The organism is Moritella viscosa, assembly GCF_900120065.1.
In the GTDB taxonomy this organism is placed as follows: Bacteria; Pseudomonadota; Gammaproteobacteria; order Enterobacterales; family Moritellaceae; genus Moritella; species Moritella viscosa.
The window spans coordinates 60,110-80,146 of the sequence record NZ_FPLG01000047.1 but is presented as its reverse complement, the minus strand read 5'-3'; the positions used below and the strand labels follow the sequence as shown (position 1 = coordinate 80,146).

16 protein-coding genes and 1 pseudogene are annotated in these 20,037 nt (G+C 39.0%); 3 read left to right on the top strand and 14 right to left on the bottom strand.

The window, feature by feature from the left end; genetic code table 11:
* Positions 1-9: 9 nt before the first annotated feature.
* The 9 genes and pseudogenes from msbA to bioB all read right to left on the bottom strand — a co-directional run bounded on the left by msbA (position 10) and on the right by bioB (position 12,128).
* Complete coding sequence (gene msbA, locus BT797_RS07470) at positions 10-1,785, bottom strand: lipid A export permease/ATP-binding protein MsbA (RefSeq protein WP_045110193.1); 1,776 nt, start codon at positions 1,783-1,785, stop codon at positions 10-12.
* A gap of 149 nt (positions 1,786-1,934) precedes the next feature.
* Positions 1,935-4,299 (bottom strand): annotated as a pseudogene (locus BT797_RS07465) (efflux RND transporter permease subunit).
* A gap of 1 nt (position 4,300) precedes the next feature.
* Positions 4,301-5,476: a WD40/YVTN/BNR-like repeat-containing protein gene (locus BT797_RS07460; RefSeq protein WP_045110191.1), complete on the bottom strand. Its 1,176-nt coding sequence runs from the start codon at positions 5,474-5,476 to the stop codon at positions 4,301-4,303.
* 121 nt (positions 5,477-5,597) lie between these two features.
* On the bottom strand, positions 5,598-6,617 hold the full coding sequence (locus BT797_RS07455) for an AraC family transcriptional regulator (protein WP_045110190.1): 1,020 nt from the start codon (positions 6,615-6,617) through the stop codon (positions 5,598-5,600).
* Positions 6,618-6,841: 224 nt separating this feature from the next.
* Positions 6,842-8,218: a hypothetical protein gene (locus tag BT797_RS07450; protein WP_045110189.1), complete on the bottom strand. Its 1,377-nt coding sequence runs from the start codon at positions 8,216-8,218 to the stop codon at positions 6,842-6,844.
* Between the two features lie 133 nt (positions 8,219-8,351).
* Complete coding sequence (gene bioD, locus BT797_RS07445; protein ID WP_045110188.1) at positions 8,352-9,050, bottom strand: dethiobiotin synthase; 699 nt, start codon at positions 9,048-9,050, stop codon at positions 8,352-8,354.
* 66 nt (positions 9,051-9,116) lie between these two features.
* The gene (gene bioC, locus BT797_RS07440) at positions 9,117-9,926 is read right to left on the bottom strand and encodes a malonyl-ACP O-methyltransferase BioC (protein ID WP_244893720.1); all 810 of its coding nucleotides are present in this window, start codon (positions 9,924-9,926) and stop codon (positions 9,117-9,119) included.
* Entirely contained in the window at positions 9,898-11,046 is a 1,149-nt protein-coding gene (locus BT797_RS07435) for an 8-amino-7-oxononanoate synthase (RefSeq protein WP_075471538.1), read from the bottom strand. Before BT797_RS07435 ends, bioC begins: the two co-directional genes overlap by 29 nt.
* A complete protein-coding gene (gene bioB / locus BT797_RS07430; RefSeq protein ID WP_075471537.1) occupies positions 11,046-12,128 on the bottom strand; it encodes a biotin synthase BioB in 1,083 nt (360 codons plus the stop codon). The genes BT797_RS07435 and bioB overlap by 1 nt, the downstream gene beginning before the upstream one ends.
* 91 nt (positions 12,129-12,219) lie before the next feature.
* Here bioB and bioA point away from each other — a divergent pair, with 91 nt between their 5' ends.
* From bioA to asnS, 3 genes are all read left to right on the top strand, one after another.
* Positions 12,220-13,518: an adenosylmethionine--8-amino-7-oxononanoate transaminase gene (gene bioA, locus BT797_RS07425; RefSeq protein ID WP_075471535.1), complete on the top strand. Its 1,299-nt coding sequence runs from the start codon at positions 12,220-12,222 to the stop codon at positions 13,516-13,518.
* Positions 13,519-13,699: 181 nt separating this feature from the next.
* Positions 13,700-14,062, top strand: a complete 363-nt coding sequence (locus BT797_RS07420; RefSeq protein ID WP_045110183.1) for a hypothetical protein — start codon at positions 13,700-13,702, stop codon at positions 14,060-14,062.
* Between the two features lie 169 nt (positions 14,063-14,231).
* Positions 14,232-15,632, top strand: a complete 1,401-nt coding sequence (asnS, locus tag BT797_RS07415) for an asparagine--tRNA ligase (protein WP_045112504.1) — start codon at positions 14,232-14,234, stop codon at positions 15,630-15,632.
* Positions 15,633-15,860: 228 nt separating this feature from the next.
* On the opposite strand, the gene BT797_RS07410 is transcribed toward asnS, so the two are convergent.
* The 5 genes from BT797_RS07410 to BT797_RS07390 form a co-directional block, all read right to left on the bottom strand.
* Positions 15,861-16,772 (bottom strand): alpha/beta hydrolase, encoded by a 912-nt coding sequence (locus BT797_RS07410; RefSeq protein ID WP_045110182.1) that lies wholly within the window; start codon positions 16,770-16,772, stop codon positions 15,861-15,863.
* Between the two features lie 195 nt (positions 16,773-16,967).
* Positions 16,968-18,362 carry a wax ester/triacylglycerol synthase domain-containing protein gene (locus BT797_RS07405; protein WP_075471533.1) on the bottom strand — a complete coding sequence of 465 codons (1,395 nt, stop codon included), beginning with the start codon at positions 18,360-18,362 and terminating at the stop codon, positions 16,968-16,970.
* Between the two features lie 22 nt (positions 18,363-18,384).
* Positions 18,385-18,681: a polyhydroxyalkanoic acid system family protein gene (locus BT797_RS07400; RefSeq protein WP_045110180.1), complete on the bottom strand. Its 297-nt coding sequence runs from the start codon at positions 18,679-18,681 to the stop codon at positions 18,385-18,387.
* A gap of 134 nt (positions 18,682-18,815) precedes the next feature.
* Positions 18,816-19,352, bottom strand: a complete 537-nt coding sequence (locus BT797_RS07395; RefSeq protein ID WP_045110179.1) for a lecithin retinol acyltransferase family protein — start codon at positions 19,350-19,352, stop codon at positions 18,816-18,818.
* Positions 19,353-19,400: 48 nt separating this feature from the next.
* The gene (locus tag BT797_RS07390; RefSeq protein ID WP_075471531.1) at positions 19,401-19,955 is read right to left on the bottom strand and encodes an NAD(P)H nitroreductase; all 555 of its coding nucleotides are present in this window, start codon (positions 19,953-19,955) and stop codon (positions 19,401-19,403) included.
* Between the last annotated feature and the right edge of the window lie 82 nt (positions 19,956-20,037).

Sequence of the window (20,037 nt, the reverse complement as noted above, 5' to 3'; positions counted from 1 at the left end):
GAGTCCTATTTAGCCACCAAGTTGTAAACGGTGTAATTGTGCGTAATGTTCACCTTTAGCAAGTAATTCGCTATGTGAGCCACTTTCAATAATAGAGCCATTTTCAATTACTAAAATTCGGTCTGCTGCTTCAATCGTTGATAAGCGGTGAGCTATCACTAATGACGTTCTATCTTTTTGTAACGTTTCCAGTGCTTGCTGCACCTTCTTCTCAGATTCAGCATCCAGTGCAGACGTTGCTTCATCGAGAATTAAAATGGGAGCATCTTGTAGCAATGCTCGTGCAATGGCCAGACGTTGACGTTGACCACCCGATAACATTGCACCATTTTCACCAACTATAGTATCAAAGCCATTGTCAAATCCTTCAATAAACTCTAATGCATTGGCTTTAGTCGCGGCCTCAATAATCTCTTCACGTGTCACTTCGTTAATGCGGCCATAAGCAATATTAGCGGCGATCGAATCATTAAATAAATGTACATTTTGCGATACTAAGGCAATCTGGTTACGTAACGATTTCAATTCGTAGTCATGAAGAGGCATATCATCAATACTAATCTGGCCTTTCTCTATTTCATAAAAACGCGTAATTAAGCTGGCCAATGTTGATTTACCACTACCCGAGCGACCAACAAGAGCGATCATCTCACCGGGTTGTGCGGTAAAGTTCATATTCTCAATCAAACGCGAACTCGCTGTTGGGTAAGTAAAATCAACATTTGAGAAGGTAATTTTACCAGCAACACGTTCCGGTATATAAGTACCTGTATTTTTCTCTGCTTGAAGATCAAGAATATCAAATAAGCTGTTACAGGCCGAAATTGCTTTTTGTATTTCAGAGTTTACGTTAGTGATATCACGTAATGGACGTAATAACGCCATCATAGAACCGACAATAGCCACGAATTTACCAGGCGTAAGTTCCGCACGAATGGACTCAAAAGACGCAAGATATAAAACAACACCAAGTGCAAATGAAGCCACGATCTGTACTAGCGCATTACTTGCTGCACTGGTTGTCGCCATTTTCATTTGTTGCTGACGAATATGGTTACTCACAGTGCCAAAACGTTCACGCTCTGTTTCATGTCCTGCTGACATTAATACGTCTTTATGACCATGCAACATTTGCTGCGCTGTTGATGACACATTACCCATTGCTTGCTGGAGGCGTCGACTGATCACACGAAAACGACGACTCACAGTACCAATAATGATACCGACCAGTGGAGCAATAAATAATAAAACAAGGGATAACTGCCAGCTTTGGTAGAACATCCAAATCAGCAAACCAAGAATAAACGCACCACTACGGAACACGTTTACGATTGTTTTAGATGCAGCGCCTGAAACTTGGCTGGAATCATAGATAATTTTTGATACTAATTCACCGGATGGCGTTTTATCAAAGAAGCTCACAGGTAAATGCATAAGATGATCAAATAACTGACGCTGTAAACGCATGACTACGGTATGGCCCGCTTTCGCCATGCAATAGCTTGAACCAAATGAAGCTAAACCACGTAAACAAACCATACCGACAACAAAGAGTGGCATCCACTTTAAGAATGCTGACGTTTCGGCGTTAAAGCCATCATCGACAAGCGGCTGTAGAATATTAAGTAATGTTGCATCGACAATTCCGTAACCAAACATAGCGAGGATACCAAAACCTAAGGTGGTTTTTAAGTCGAGAACATATATAGAAAATCGCTTAACCGTTTGCCAAGCTGTACGCTGTTGATCCATGAAAACTGTCTTGTTATTGAGATAGGTGATCATTTTAAACCTAGGTTAACTAAAACAGCAAACTTTCAATGCATAGAACCTCATAATAACTATTTTTTAACCATATAAATAAAAAGGCTGCCCCAAATGGAGCAGCCTTTTAAATAATAATGATTAAGTCAATGAAAATAACGAGCATAAGTTTACGCCTCGTTATTTTTATCCCCCTCTATTCTAGCGGGTGACTTGTGTTACGACTTGAGTCTTACCGCCAATATTTAACAACCATGCTAGCGCAGGTAGGAAACATAAAGCACCAATCATATTCCAGATAAACATGAAAGTAAGCATTAAGCCCATGTCAGCTTGAAATTTAATGGGTGACAATACCCAAGTACATACACCAATCGCTAAGGTAATACCAGTAAATGCAACCGCTTTACCTGTACTTGATAATGCGTATTTATAAGCGTCTTGTAAGTTATAACCCATTTTTAAACGTGCTGATAACTGACTATAGATATAGATACCATAGTCCACACCAATTCCCACACCTAATGCAATGACTGGCAATGTCGCAACTTTAACGCCAATACCTAAAGTGGCCATTAACGCTTGCCCTAAAATAGAAGTCAGTGCTAACGGTAAAATAATACATATGAGTGTTTTGACTGAGCGGAATGTGAGGAAACAAAGCAACCCAACCACACCATATACCCACATCAACATTTGATATTGTGCTTTTTCAATCACACTGTTTGTGGCCGCTTCAATACCCGCGTTACCAGCCGCAAGCGCAAAGTTAACACCTTCAGTTTTATTCGCTGCTGTATAAGTGGTGATATCAGCAATCACTGTTTCGAGTGTATTTGCTTTATGATCATCAAGATAGATAATAAGCGGTAACATGCTACACGTATTATTCATAAACGCAGCAGGCGCACGACCTACGGCAGCATTTAGTACTAATTGATTAGGGCTTAATCCTTGCCATTTTGGATTACCTTCATTCATACCCACAATGGCCTTTTTAGCAATCGTCGCCACAGAAAGCGTTGATTGCACACCAGGAATACCTTCAACATGTGCTTGTAATTGATTTACTGCATTCAATGTATGGTAACTACTACATTGTTCAGCGGGTGTCTCGACCATTAACACCATAATGTCAGTGCTCGCTTGATAATTGTTTGCAACATACGCATTATCTAAATTATAGCGACTGTCTGCACGTAACTCAGGCGCGCCAGCATCGAGATCACCAATTTTTAATGATTGGCCTTGGTACAAACCAACAGCAAGACAAAACACACCGAACATTAATGCAGACTTAGCCCATTTAGCGTCAGCAAAACGGCTAAATACAGTGACAATTAGAGGCGTTTTTGATTGTTCAGCCAGCAAATATTTAATGCCCGCAGGAGACACTCCTGTCCAAGACATTAAAATGGGTAACAGCACTAAGTTAGTTAACAAAATAACCGCAACACCCACACTCGCTGCAGTGGCCAAATCTTGAATAACCTGAATTTCAATCACATTCAAGGTAATAAAACCAAGACCATCACTTAGCAATGCAATCAGACCTGGAATTGCGAGTGCTCTAAACGCAAGACGCGCAGCTTGCTCTGCTTTATTGCCAGCAGCCATATGTTGACCGATTGCACTAATTAACTGAACACCATGGCTCACCGCAATCGCAAATACCAAAAATGGCACTAACATAGAGTAAGGATCTAGGCCCTGCCCTAATAAGTTAAGTAATCCTAATTGCCAAATAACCGCAACCAGTGCGCAAGTAACCGTCACTATCGTGCTTCTTAAGCAACGACTATAAAGATATAGTAAAGCGAAAGTAATGATAATGGCGGTGATAAAGAAGATAACGACTTCTGCAGCACCAGCAATAAGATCACCAACAACCTTAGCAAATCCAGTTATATGTACTTTAACGCCGCCTACTTCATATTTACTACGTATGTCTTCTAACGTATTTGATAATTGATCGTAATCTAATGCCTTGCCTGTATCTGGGTTGACGCTCATTAAAGGTAATAAGAATACCGCTGATTTAAAATCATCACCAACCAAATAACCAACTTGCCCTGATAGCATCACATTACGACGTAATCTGTCTAGCGTACGCTGGCTACCATCATAATCGCTTGGTATAACGGTACCACCAACAAAACCATCTTCAGTTACTTCTGCCCAAGTTACATTTGAGGTCCAAATTGATTTCATCCCAGAGCGATCTACACCCGAAATAAAAAACAATTCATCGTTCAATGCGCGCATCTGGTCTTGAAATTTGGCATTAAAGATATCGCCTTTTTCATTTTCAATAACAACACGGACGCTATTGCCTAAACTGGCCAACTCTTGTTTATAATTTAAATAATTTTGAATATATTCATGCTGTACTGGGATCATCTTTTCGAATGATGCACTCGGTCTCACTAAACTTGCGTTATAAGCTAAAAAAGCAGTGAGCAATACGATGAATGCAAACACCACATATTTAAAACCAAATAACTGTTTTTCGATCCAAATAGTAAGTTTTTCCATGTTATTTTAGACCTCCCTGTACTAATTCATTTTTCAGACTACTTTGCCAACCACGAAGACCCGTTGTAACAACATTCCCATCAATTATTTTAACTGATGTAATATCAATACGTTGATTAGATTTTGAAATATCATTAAAGACATGTCCGTCATAAACGAGTTTTAGGCCACCAGCACCCACTAATAACAGTTCCTTGTTATTTAGCCAATCAGCAGAAAATATATGATTTGTCACCCCTGTATCAAGGTGTTTCCAAGTTTCTCCTTGGTTTTTCGAAACAAACATGTTGCCACGCAATCCATAACTATAGAGTGTCTTTCCTTGCACTTCGATACCAAATAATGACCCCAGATAATCAATATCTAATGAACGCCAAGTTTGACCTTGATCTGATGTTGCAATACCAAGACCGGCCTCACCAATAACATAAATATTATTTTCTGCATCTGTTGTTAATGCATTAAGATGGAAACCTTCAGGATTCGGCACTTTAAAACCAATATATTCCCAGCTATTACCGCCATCTTTAGTCTCTAACATTGCACCATAAGCACCAATAACGAGACCATAATCAGCCGTACTAAATAGCACATCAAAGAATGAAATTTCAATGCCCGAATTAATCGTTAAATCTTCTAATTTATACAACGTATCATCAAGTTGCATTTCAAGTTCATCCAACATATCTTCATCTAGGCTCGCAGCTTCGGCCTGTTCAAATGCAGCAGTTAACGTTACAACTTGAGTTTCTAAACTTGATTTAAGCAGGCTCGTTAATTGAAGACCATCAAAAACCTTACTCCAATTATGACCACCATCCGTTGTTTTTAATATGACACCTTGATGCCCCACCGCCCAAGCAACTTGACCATCAATAAAGTCTACAGCGGTTATCGTCGTTTGCACGGGAACATTAGCCTGAAGCCAAGTGGAATCACTATTTTCTCGAACCAAAATACGGCCGTACTCACCAACTAATATTTGTCGATTAGCATAATTATCAATTTCTAAAAAAACACTTTTCTCTGCAAGATTATTCATTTCAGCTGCGACCAATAGCACATTATTATCTACATAATCGTTTGCTGTGTTTAACACTTGCTCCTCGCCTGCACTATGTACTGGTAAACTTAATGTACATAATAGCGCCAACAATTTTTTATCCATATTTGGCATTTGTACTCCCTAATCCCTTAAGTTTACGACGTCTTTTCACTAAGACCCCCAAATTTGCAATCAAGTGGCTATACGCCTCCACTTGATATAAAAAATTCAACAGTTGCGAACCAACAACTATTTACGAATGATAATGTTCTCCTCGATATGCACCTGGTGTGACCCCTTTCCAGCGCTTAAAAGCACGAGAAAAATTGGCCACATTAGAAAAGCCCAATAAATAACTTATTTCCCCCAAAGATAAGAGGTTTTGATTTAGGTGTTGCTCGGCTATGGTTTGACGAATATTTTCAACTAAGTCCTTATAACTCGTCCCTGAATCATTCAATTTTCGCTGTAAGCTACGCTGACTGAAATTTAATTTTTCAGCCACCAGGTCAATATTTGGTATGCCAGTCGCCATCCGTGAAACGACTTCTGAACGTACTTTACTTACAACATTATTACTCGTCAGCCCTGCGAGATAATCATCTGCCGCCTGATCACTTAATAACATGAGATCAGGCGCAAAATTAGGAAGACGTTTTGATAACAGTTCACGATCCATGACCAGCATAGATTTACTCGAATTAAATTCAATCGAACATCCAGTATGGGCTTCAAATTGTTCACGACAACGACTGTCGACAGTCGTGTATATCTTAGTTGGTGCAAAGCCTGGATTAGAAAGATCACGACATATTTTGATGATGGACAGCAGCATGGTTAATTCAAGTTGGTCGCCAATACGATTAATATCACTTTCGGTCTCATTCAGGTTTAACGCAAGGTAACAATACGTTTCATCCTCGCTTAAATTAATGCGGCATGTACTACTCAAAACATGGTCATAATGAACTAGACGGGTAAATGCATCTTGTAAAGACGAGGATGCTTGTAATGCATAACCAAGTGCGTGAAATGTTGTCGCGACAATACATTGGCTAACTTTGATTGGTAATAATGGATCATCTGTTAACACTACAGATTGATCGAAGAGTTTATTACACAGACTAACCGGCACACGGCTGCCTACATGTGTAATTTCATTCATGTTAATGTCTGATTTAGATAGCAGTTCGAGAGGTTCTATACCTTTCCATTGTAAGGCTTTATAGAGCGCAACAAGCCAACCACCAATAACATCCCCTTGTCCGTCCATTGCCAGCACTCCTTTGCTTTTATTCATCATTACAGATAGTTTAAAGATTGAAATTAAAAAATCAGAAAACGTATAACAAATATTCCATACAGGCAACATATTCGCAACAAGGTTAATTCAAAAATAAGAGCTTAGTATCATAATAATTCAAACGTTTGATTAAATTCTCACAAAGGCTTTATCTTATCAATAGATTTAATGCTTTCATAAATATCACTTAATGGTTAAAGGATCTCACTAAATATATCAGCAGCTTCAATATCAAGAATACCAGATCGATTAACTGTTATTTTATGGCGCTGGTAAAGGACTTTAGCACTATCATCCTTTAACCCGACAACTACGTTGACTTGATAACGCCTTTCAATCGCTTCTTTACTGATTTTACTATCATGTTCTGTATAGACTGCACCAGTTCCACGCTCTAAATAACGAATAAGTGGACGCACACTAAAATAGATCTGCTCTTGCATACGATCATAGCCCGCTTGGAAACCTTTGTGACTTACTCGAGTATCAAGGCGATAGTGTAATAGAATTGATTCTTGCTTGTTTTGCGGACGACGACGATATAATACGTCACGTACAACAATTGGTAATTTACTCTGTTTAATGTAGTCCAGCCATATACGCTGCTTGGAAATAATTTGTTTATTTGATGTGTCAATTAGATTTCTTGACCATTTTGGGCGCCCCTTACGGATCCAACGCCATAACGTGTTATTAAATTCATCTTTAAAGATCTCCCTGAAACCATAAATGACCGATAACACAGCAATTAAAGCATAGGTTAAACCTTTCAATTCACCTTGAGCAAAAAAGATCATGCTTAATACAATCACCATCACGAGTGACGTTGCTGTACCTTTTACGATTTTTTGTTGATGTTTACCCAATTGCTGAGTTGCTTCTTTAAAAATCACGCCATGTTCAATCAAACGACGTAATAAACGCATTTTATTCGCAATTCGATTCGGGTCTAATAAAGTATTTGCTGAGTTATAGCCATTTTCTAAACGGTACTTAGCTTCACCACGACAGAAACCTATGATTTCAGCCCGTTCATCAAGAAATTCATTACTCTTTTTCCGTTTTGATAAAGCCTTATAGCAGCATTGTTCACTAAACCATGACAAATAATTGTCCACATTATTGAAGTAAGCTTTTAATTTTTCATCTGCTGGGGCATTACGACGAAACTTCTTAATAATTGATTTTGCGACATCATTAAGCTCAATTAACGCAGAATAGAATAATTGCGGTTCGATTTGCTGTTGAATATTACTAATATCTTTTTCGAAGGCTTTAGCAAATTGATAAGCAAATAGATTTAAGTTAACGCGATATTCGTCTGGAGAACGTTTCATACGACTTGCAAAACGGCTTTGTACTAACGGGAGGTGTAAACCTTCAGAATAATACGCGCGCTTACCTTGAATTCCACGATAGAAATAATCTTCTTCCGTCAATGTCTGCGGATTGATTCCCATCTCATTAGGTAATAAAAAATACACATCAACACGACGATAACCACCTTGTGGGATAAGGTGATTAAGTTTAAATGATAATTTATCTTCTTGCTTTAAAACAATCTTAGCCACGCGTTGTACACCCTTTAATTATTACACGTACTCCTTGCTCCACTTAACATAGACATACGATAAAAGTACCCACTGCGAAATGTAACGTTTCATTGAAATTTAATAGAGTATTTATGGCTAAGTATATTATCCTTTACAACGCTAAATAAGAAGTTAAATCCAAATAGTTGGCTGATTTTTCCTGTTTATCTTCAATTGATGACAAATAAGGCATTTTTCCCATTAGCGGAGCAGGTAATGCCACCGTTAATGTTTCTATCATTTCATCATAATTAGCAATATCGGCCGTCAAACTGTTCGCAACCCAACCAACAAAATTAGCGCCTGAATGTTGAATCGCTTGCGCTGATAGTATCGCATGATTCAAACAACCTAACTTAACCCCTACTACAAGAATAACATCTAACTTATTTTCAGCTACCCAAGAGGAAAAATAGTAACTGCTATCAACAGGAAGATGCCAGCCTCCAGCACCTTCAATAACGGTAAAATCGATATCATCCGGCACCTTAGTGAGAGCAGTATCTACTAACGTGAGATCAATAAACTCACCTTTTTTCTGTGCTGCGATATGCGGTGCAATCGGTTCCTGATAAGCAATGGGATTGATGATATCGTAATCTAGGTTATGTGATGCATGTTGCTGTAACAACAAGGCATCTTCATTACGTAAACCCACAGAGGTTAATTCACAACCGGCAGAAATAGGCTTTAACCCCACAGTTTTAAAACCTAAATTATTGGCGTATTCAAGGATCGCACAACTAATCACCGTCTTACCAACGTCCGTATCAGTACCGGTAATAAATACTTTTTTCCTATGATTTGTCATTGATGCCTTTCTTGCTTTGTTTTAAATGAGCGTGTTTAAAATTAAAATGTCTTTAGTTCAGGTATATTAACGTTTACGCAATAAGCAGTAAGCCAGCTTATAGCTAAGCGGTAACAAGCCTTGGTTATCACGTCGCTTTTCATAATTAGATTTGAATGCCCTCAGCTCACCCTGCGTTGTGGGTTTCGCGTCTTTGTTATGTACATGGTTAGCACCAATGCCTTTTAAACTTAACATGACTTTTTTAACACTTGAGTAATGCATCGTTTGAGTTTCAATTTGAAAACTCTCAACAGTCAAACCCGATTTTAATAGCGCTGCTTTAATTTCACCTTCAGACAAAAAACGATTTACATGACGATGCGCATTCACGGTTATCCATGATTGTGTCAGTTCATCAAGACTGCCCGCGACTAAGGTACTGAATAACATCAAGCCTCCTCGTTTTAAGCAACGCGATGTTTCAAGTAACGGCGTAGCTAAATCATCGCACCACTGCAATGCTAAATTAGAGACACACAAGTCAATGCTATTAGACTTTAATGGTAGCGCCTCCGCATCACCATTAAGCCAATAAGTAGGTGTGGTTAATTGATGATGCTCTTGGGCGTGAGAAAGCATGCCAAAAGATAAATCAACCGCAATCAACTTTTCACTACACTCCGCTAATGTTGGTAATAATGCCCCGCTACCACAGCCAAGATCGACAGTCGTCATATAGGGGCTCATCATATCCGGCACCACAGGTAAGTACTGCAATAACTTATCGCTGGATAATCGCTGTAATAGTGCATGTTGGTCATAACTCGCAGCCGCTTTACCAAAACAACGTGCAACAGCATTTTTATCAATCATGCAGCCCCCTTGTACTATCATCTAGCGCATCCTTTAGACAGTTCAGTAATAAATCAATATCTTCAATACGATGACTGGCTGATAGGGCAATACGCAAACGAGATGAACCTGCCGGCACCGTCGGCGGTCGAATGGCTTTTACTAACAAACCTTTGCTCGCTAGATATTGACTGATCTTCATTGCTTTATTTGCATCACCAATAATGAGTGGTTGAATGGCTGTATCAGATGGCATTAAGGTGATATTACGTAAAAAACATTGCTGTTTAAAATAAGTAATAAGTTGACTTAAATGTGCAACACGCCATGTTTCTGTTGCCATGATCGTCAAGGCTTTATCAATACATACCGCCATAGCCGCTGGCATAGCTGTCGAGTAAATATACGGTTTTGAAAAATTAACCAGGTATTCGATAACGTCTTTGGAAGCAGCAACAAATGCGCCCGATACACCAACCGCCTTTCCAAAAGTCGCCATATATAAATCAACATCATGGGCTAATAAGCTATGCTGCTTTAGGCTATTTTGTCCCTTTGGAAGAGCACCAAAACCATGAGCATCATCAACTAACAACCAGCTGTCATGCATTTTACATTGCTGACTAATCGCATGTAAATTAGACTTATCACCATCCATGCTAAACACACCTTCAGTCACCACAAGTGAATTCGTATGTTGATGGCGGTTTTGAGTCAAGATTTGAGCAAGATGCTCACAGTCGTTATGTTTAAAACGTTTCATGGTAGCAGGCGAATAAACACCCGCTTCAATTAACGAAGCATGATTTAGTTTATCCTGAACCAATAAATCATTTTTACCTAACAAGGCCTTGATTAACGCTTGATTGGCAGTGTAGCCTGAATTAAATAGTAGACTAGATTCATACCCTGTTATTTCAGCTAAATTTCCTTCCAGTGCGGCATGAGCGTTAGTATAACCTGTGACTAAAAAAGAGCCGCCGCTACCAACGCCATATTCGTTTGCCCCACTCTGCCACGCACTGATTAGCTCTGGATGTGTCGATAACCCTAAATAATCATTCGCAGAAAAATTAATAGCACCATTACTGATCGCCCGCGTGCGTAACAAGGAATTTACTTGCTGCTGGCGTAATGCTTGTGTAATAAATTCAAACGCCATTAATGTGTAGCACTCGTCGCGCCAACATTTTTTGTATTAACAGCTGTCGCATCATAAAACAGTGACGGTGATGCCTGCTCTGCTATTTCATCAAGTAACTGCGCTGATTGTGCTTCGTCACTGGCTTCGCGAATACGCGCAGGTTGTAAGCCAAGTTTTCTAAACAGACGCTTATCACTGTCTTCATCTGGGTTGTCCGTTGTTAACAACTTACAACCGTAGAAAATAGAGTTTGCGCCTGCCATGAAACATAATGTTTGTGTTTGTTCACTCATCGCTTCACGACCAGCCGATAAACGCACATAAGATTTAGGCATTAAGATACGTGCTGTCGCAATGGTACGTACAAACTCTAATTCGTCTAAATCTGGCGTATCTTCCAGCGGTGTACCCGCCACTTTAACTAACATGTTAATTGGCACACTTTCTGGGTGATGTGGTAAATTAGCAAGTGACCTAAGCAAACCGATTCGATCAAGTTGTTGCTCACCCATCCCAACGATCCCACCAGAACATACTTTCATACCTGCTTCACGAACATGGTCTAAGGTGTTTAAACGATCTTGGTAGGTACGCGTGGTAATAATCTGTTCGTAGTATTCTTCTGACGTATCTAAGTTATGGTTGTAATAGTCTAAGCCCGCAGCAGAAAGAGATTGCGCTTGTTCCGGCGCTAACATGCCTAACGTCATGCAAGTTTCAAGTCCCATTGCTTTAACACCTTTAACCATATCAATTAAATACGGCATATCACGCTTATGTGGGTTTTTCCAAGCTGCCCCCATACAGAAACGACTCGCACCATTATCTCTTGCTTCAGCTGCACGTTTAAGCACAGTTTCGACTTGCATCAAGCGTTCTTTCTCAATACCCGTTGTATAGCGTGCACTCTGTGGGCAATACTTACAATCTTCAGGGCAAGCGCCGGTCTTGATTGATAACAGCGTACTGATTTGTACACTGTTTGGATCAAAATTCTGACGATGAACCGTTTGAGCCTGAAACATCAAATTGTTAAACGGTTGGTTAAATAGTGCTTCAATCTCATCAAGTTGCCAATCATGGCGAACGCTATTAGTCATCTAAAATCCTTTATTTGAATTTATTCTTAAACTCGATTAGTCTATCCAGCATAGCCGCAAGGTCAACCAAATGCTAAAACCAAGGTTTACAATGACTCAAAAAACAAACAAAAATTTAGTGAAGTTCGACCAGCAGCACATCTGGCACCCTTACACATCGATGACAAACCCCCTGCCTTGTTACCATGTTGATAGTGCTGAAGGAGTTTATCTCACATTAAATGACGGTACACGATTAATCGATGGTATGTCTTCTTGGTGGGCATCAATTCATGGCTATAACGTACCAGCGCTAAATCAAGCAATGCAAAAACAAGCCAGTAAAATGTCACATGTGATGTTTGGTGGCATCACCCACGAACCAGCAATAAATTTATGCCAAAAACTAGTCGATATTACACCCGACGGTCTCGAATGTGTGTTCTTGTCCGATTCAGGGTCAGTCAGTGTTGAAGTCGCAATGAAAATGGCAATTCAATATTGGCACCATCAACAACCGGCGAAAAAGAAATTTGTCACTATTCGTAATGGTTATCACGGCGATACATTTGGCGCGATGTCAGTTTGCGACCCAGATAATGGCATGCACGAATTGTTCACAGGATTTTTAGCGCCACAGTTCTTTATTAGCGCACCAAGCATCAAATTTAATGAGCAATGGCAGCAAAGTGCCATGCAAGAGCTAGAGCAAGCGTTAGTAGAAAACCATCAGCACATAGCAGCACTTATTTTAGAACCTATCGTGCAGGGTGCTGGCGGTATGAAGTTCTATCATCCGGAGTTTTTACGTCAAGCTAAATTACTTTGCGAGCATTATAAGGTATTACTGATTGCCGATGAAATTGCGACAGGTTTTGGTCGAACAGGAAAATTATTTGCTTGTGAGCATGCAGGCATCACACCTGACATCATGTGTTTGGGTAAAGGCATCACAGGCGGTTACATGACATTAGCAGCAACATTAACCACTCGCCATGTTGCAGAAACAATCAGTAATGGGCCAAGTGGCGTATTGATGCACGGGCCTACATTTATGGGTAACCCATTAGCCTGTGCAGTGGCAAATGCCAGTATCGATTTATTAATGGCAAGTAATTGGCAACAACAAGTTAAACGAATAGAAGATCAGTTACAACAAACATTACTACCGCTCGTTACACATAAAAATGTTGCAGATACACGTGTGCTCGGCAGTATTGGCGTTATCGAAACCAAACAAGCAATTGACCTCGCTAAAGCACAAGTATTATTTGTTGAATTGGGTGTATGGATCAGGCCTTTTGGGAAACTCTTGTATATTATGCCCCCTTACATCATTTCAAATTCAGAGCTCACCACATTATGCCATGTGATCAGACAAGTGCTTGATGCTGACATTTGGGCTAAATAACGTATTAACCAATATGTATTTAGCTTTATCCTGTTTTCACTTGCAATATAATCAAAATAGTCTTTGCTAAACTAAGGGTACCGAGTCAGTGCTTATGACCTGCGTACTTAATTGTTATTAATGTAACAAGCTGAATATTGAGTTTGTTACATTAATTTAATCTTAGTTTTCGGGGTCATTTATGCTCAATAATTTATTGATATTTAGTTTAAGTCTAATCAGTTTTTCCACTATCTCGTATATTATTTATATTAAAATAATTGAGCCCCTGAGCAGTATCAAAGGATATATCCAGGAAGCTCAATTTGAGCATAACATCATCAATGAACTTGAAAATGCAACCGGTACACAAGGGTTGTCAGAGCGCTACAACTCGATGCTTGATAATAATATTAGTAGTTCAAGTTATTTTGATAAATTACAACACACGTTAAAACAACGCGAAATGAGCCCTACATATACCTCCCCAATTAAATTAAATAACAGTATTTTAAACCAAGCCCGTTTACTACAACAAAAGAAAAAGCAAATTAATTACCACTAGAATCCTCAATCATTTGCAATTATCAGTGTTAATTTACTAAATATTAAGCAAACAAAATGATTTTTCATTGTTTTTACTTGTATCCTACAACTGCAAAGGTAATATATCCTTACTTAAATAATCATCATTCGCTCAGCAAGAGCTTTTTATGCTGGAGAGCAATAATCCTATGACGCATACGTCAGTTAAAGATATTTTTGCCGGTAAATTCCCGGTAGGCAGCACAGTTACAACGAAAGGCTGGATCCGCACACGTCGTGATTCTAAAGCTGGTATTTCTTTCTTAGCTATTTACGATGGTTCGTGCTTCGATCCGATCCAAGCAGTTGTAAGTAAAGATTTACCGAACTACGAAGCAGACGTTTTAAACCTTACTGCTAGTTGTTCAGTTGAAGTTACGGGTGTTGTAGTTGAATCACCTGGTAAAGGTCAAGCATTCGAAATCCAAGCAACAGAAGTAATTGTACTTGGCTTAGTTGAAGACCCTGACACTTACCCTATGTCAGCTAAACGCCACAGCATCGAATACCTTCGTGAGCACGCACACCTACGTGGCCGTACTAACGTTATGGGTGCCGTTATGCGTGTTCGTAACTGTTTATCCCAAGCTATTCACCGCTTTTACCATGAAAATGGTTATAACTGGTTAAGCACACCACTTATCACTGGTAGTGATTGTGAAGGTGCTGGTGAAATGTTCCGTGTAAGTACACTGGATATGAATAACCTGCCTTTAACTGATAAAGGTGACGTTGATTACAAAGAAGACTTCTTTGGTAAAGAAACCTTTCTAACGGTATCTGGTCAACTTAACGCTGAAACGTATGCTTGTGCGATTGGTAAAGTTTATACCTTCGGTCCAACTTTCCGTGCTGAAAACTCAAATACAACGCGTCATCTTGCAGAATTCTGGATGGTTGAACCTGAGATTGCATTTGCTGATTTAGACGATGCAGCAAAACTAGCTGAAGATATGCTTAAGTATTGCTTTAGAGCAGTACTAGAAGAGCGTATGGATGATATGCAGTTCTTTGCACAACGTATCAACAAAGAAGCAATTACTCGTTTAGAAAGCTTTGTAGATTCTGACTTTGCACAAATTGATTATACTGACGCAATTAAGATCTTAGAAGAATGTGGTAAAGAATTCGAATTCCCAGTTTCTTGGGGTATCGATATGTCTTCTGAACACGAACGTTACCTTGCTGAAGAACACTTCAAAGCACCTGTTGTTGTTAAAAACTATCCGAAAGATATTAAATCATTCTACATGCGCATGAATGAAGATGGTAAAACAGTTGCAGCAATGGACGTACTTGCACCAGGTATTGGCGAAATCATCGGCGGTAGCCAACGTGAAGAACGTTTAGATATGCTTGATAAGCGTATGGAAGAAATGGGCTTAAACAAAGAAGATTACTGGTGGTACCGCGACCTACGTCGTTTCGGTACAGTCCCACACTCTGGCTTTGGTCTAGGTTTCGAACGCTTAGTGTCTTATGTAACTGGTATGCAAAATATCCGTGACGTAATTCCTTTCCCGCGTGCACCACGTACAGCTGAATTCTAATTTAAGTGTACAGTTAGTTTTTAAAATAGAAAGCTAACCGCTTAAAACAACAAGGCTGGTGAGATAATTATTTATCTTACCAGCCTTTTTTTTACTGTTATACCCAAGTTACTTCAAGATGCTGGGTATATAACATTTATTTTCGCAATCTTAGTTACATTAGTTAAAGAGCAAAATTCTTTAATAATTCAATTATTTAGCTTGCAGACTTTATGAAACAACCCCTACTTAAGATTTATTTAGATGCTTCTTTATAAAGTCCACAATTTGAATCAGTGCCGCCTTACTTTCAGGAAGTTGTTCAAATAATGGAAAGACATGCGGCATTTGGTGCCATATTTGTAAATGAGCATCAACGCCCTTGGCCTGCATAAAGTCAGCAAGTCGCGTTGAATCATCGCGCATTAGCTCTGCACTTCCAGCATGGAACATAAAAGGAGGAAATCCAGTGAAATCACCAAATAAAGGGGAAATTTCATCATTATGCAGGTCCGTACTATTCCCCTCTAAATATAAATTACGACAATGCAACATGACTTCCAAACTAAATAACGCATCACTATAGCGATTCTCTACAGAAGACAAACCACTTTGAGTCATATCCGCCACTGGTGATAATAAAACGCAGCAACTCGGCATGGGTAAACCATTACGTTTAGCGCGTAACAATAAAGATAGCGCAATATTACCACCCGCAGAATCCCCCGCGACAACGATATCTTCAGGTAAAGTACCTTCATCTAATAATGACTGGTAAATATCATAACAACAGTTAAGTGCAGTAGGGAAAGGGTGTTCAGGGGCAAGTGGATAATCAGGAATTATGGCGTGTAAATCTAATGGTTCAGCTAAACGAGCTATCAAATTATTATGTAATCCCGGTGTTTTAAATACAAAAGCGCCACCATGTACATATAATAGCTTTTTCTTACTAGTAGAGAGCTTAACTTTGATCTCATCACACAAAGTACCAGCACGCATTGATTGCGAACGTTCAATTTGAGAGCTAGTTCCGAATACAAATTTGTCTAATGCTCGCATCTGAAAACGTAATTTATGTACGTCTTTGGTATTTTCAATCGAACGCTTCACTGTTTGTTTCAAAAATAAATTCAGCGCCTTAGCTTGCCAACTAATCAAAATAACCTCGACAAAATTTATACGTGTAAAAATATAGCAATACAAATTAGGTACTTTACCTAAGATATAAAACTAACAATGGAGTTCATGTTTTATTAGTTACATCTATATGTAACAAATCTGTAACCTATAAAAGTAGCATGAAATAAGCAGAAGGGATAGATAAAGATGGCAACCTAGCCACCATCTTTATCTTTATCGTGAAGAGATTAGCACTGAGTGTTGCTTAGCATTGTCGAGAATTTCATCGGATAGAATGTCACAGGCAGCTTCAACATGACGAGATAGCATATCTAAATCAGGTAATTCATTCTTACAACCGACTAGACCAAAAAAAACTTTTTCATGATAGCTATATAGCGTAATGTTTAATGCCGTACCAGCAGAGAGTACTGACACAGGGTACACTTCTGTTAATTTAGCGCCAGCTAGATAAGCAAACTCTTGCTGACCACGCACGTTAGATACAAGCACTGAACCTAATGGAGGTAAGAACTTTGATATACCCAACCATTCAGAAATAGACGCTGTTGCTTGAATCAGTAATGAGAAATTAACTACAGATTCCGCAGGTAAACTGAATAAATCTTCTTTCACACTGCTCGTACGTTTAAAAATGGTTTCTAAATGATCTAATGCATCAGCATCAATATTACCCAATTCAACGCCTGTTAATGCATTTCTACGCCCATTACCAATACGAACAGGGACCTGAGCAACTAACGGCTTGCGTAATAAAATGCCCTTCTCTTTTAAATAACGGTTAAGACCGATATCAACACAACATAAGATCACGTCATTCAACGTTACCCCTGTTATCTTACTAATTGAACGCATTCTTTCAAAAGGTAAGCTACCAAAAGAAACAATACGAGATCGCGTCGCAGGGACAGAGAATGGCGTCCTTGGTGCACAAAATGGTAATGCAGGCCCTTTGTCACGTAAGTGTAGAAATTTTAATCCCATACGGGTGCCGAGTTTGACAAGACCTGGGATTGATTTCAGCTGCTTTAGTCCACTCACATAAGCTGATAACGTACTTTCAATTACACCCGCAGATTCTTTATAACCAGGACGGAAAGATGGGATCTGCCAAAATGGGCGGTAGTCATTTACCGATTGTTCACTTTGTAAATACCCAGACAGCCAACTATTTGCCATTTTACCATCTGCCATTGCATAATGGATTTTGGTGAAGATAGCAAAACGATCGTCTGACAGACCTTCAATAAGATAAACCTCCCATAACGGTCGCGAGCGATCGATTAGATGTGAATGTAAACGCTCAACTAAATCACGTAATTGTTCATCAGAACCATCACCCGGTAACATTGACATGCGGATATGATAATTAAAATCAAATTGACTATCATGGACCCAATAATACAAGCCACCAATGCTTTTTTTAAGCTTAAAATTAAACGGGGTCGCAACAGCCGGATCCATAATCAATTTTTGAAAAAGATCGCGCGCGAAATTACCTTCATAGTCCTTTGGTGGTTCAAATATTTGCAGTCCAGAAAAATGCTTAGGACTTGCTGTACTCTCACTTAATAAAAATGAGGTTTCAACCAGTGATAATTGTTCCATAATATCAAGCCTTAATCATACTTTATTTATGTGAGCACGCAGCACTTGGCAGCAGTTCATCAAGCGTTTCTTCAATGCTTTGTTTTAAAACAAAACTAACAGGAAATAACAGTATTCCCAATTTTAATTTAATTTTGATACTTTCGGAATCAGCATGTAAATACCCTCTGGTATGTGCATGCTTAATATGAAGTTTATCACCTTGCCACTTAAGTTTAAGGTCATACTCTTCTGCTATATCAAGCATAACTTTGTCTGCGATACGGATAATTTGCTGATGTGGCAAACTATGACCGCGAATGATTTCAATGTTACCCACAATTCACCTTACTCGCTAAGTTAGAACCCCTGACGAGTGTTAAGTCTAATGGCCGATATTATAGATAAAATAACTAGAAAGCGCTTACTAAAGAAGTAAGCGCTTAAAGGACAGTAACTAGATATAAATAGGTATTAATCAGGGGTTTTATCTTCAATATCTTGATTGCTATTCGTTAATAACACTAACCAAAATCCGGTTGACGTAAAAATAGCATGCTTCCACCAAGACAGTGACGCCTCATTTAGATGCGATAATTGCGAGGCGATACTCCACAGTAGTGCAGAGCGTAGTCGACCACTTGAGTAGCGATCAACTAACAAGGTAGCAATTAAAATTAAGGCTCGACGTAACTGAGGACTAGTGATTTTAACACCGCAAACCTCATGTACGAAATGTTCACAATTGTTCTTCAACAGATGATAACGCTTTTTATCTGCAATCAATTGCTTGGCATTTATTATGATATCACTGGCAGATAAGCTCCCAGGTAAAAAGCCATGGTCGATAATGACTTTATCATCAGAAAAATCAAGCAAGCTAACCAAGCCTCGCCCAGATCGCGCACGCGAATTTTCATAAACATGACCACAACCATCCGAGATACCAACATGATGGTAAAGTGGAAATTGTACACTGAGTAAATGTCCTTTCGGATAGTGTGTTGTCATCTTAATTCCTCAGTTTTTATTTAAGTGCTAATTCCAAATTCAATAGCATTAATTATCCATTCGCGTAACAAAATTATCAGTGTTTAAATGACGATTTTTTTTGCATGATATATCGGGCGTACCTAAATATAAAAAACCAACAATTTCATCTTTTTCTTCTAACTCAAGTTTTTGTTTTATATGACTATCATAAGCAAACCAGCCTGTACGCCAAATACCATTAAAACCTTGTGCTTGCGCAGCCATTTGCATTGCCATTACCACACAACCTGCTGACATTAACTGCTCCGACTCTGGGATCTTTGGATGATTTTCAATTTTAGCAATAACAGTAATAATTTGTGGTGCTCTAAACGGCGCATTTGTCGCCTTTAATACATCCTTTTCTGACTTTCCAAGGTTAAATGCCGCATCTTGAAAATAGTGCGATAAAGTGTTTAAACCTTCACCTTCGGTGATAATAAAACGCCAAGGGGTTAATCCACCGTGATCAGGTGCACGTAATCCAGCATTAATAATATTATCCAATGCTTCACCACTTGGGGCTGGTGCAGAAAGCTGATTACAAGAATGGCGATTTATTAATAGGTCAATTGCGTTCATTATTTACTACTTTGAACAATGAGTGATAGCTAAAGTATTCAATGTAGTCAATTAAATATCAAGTCATTAATTTATTAAGATC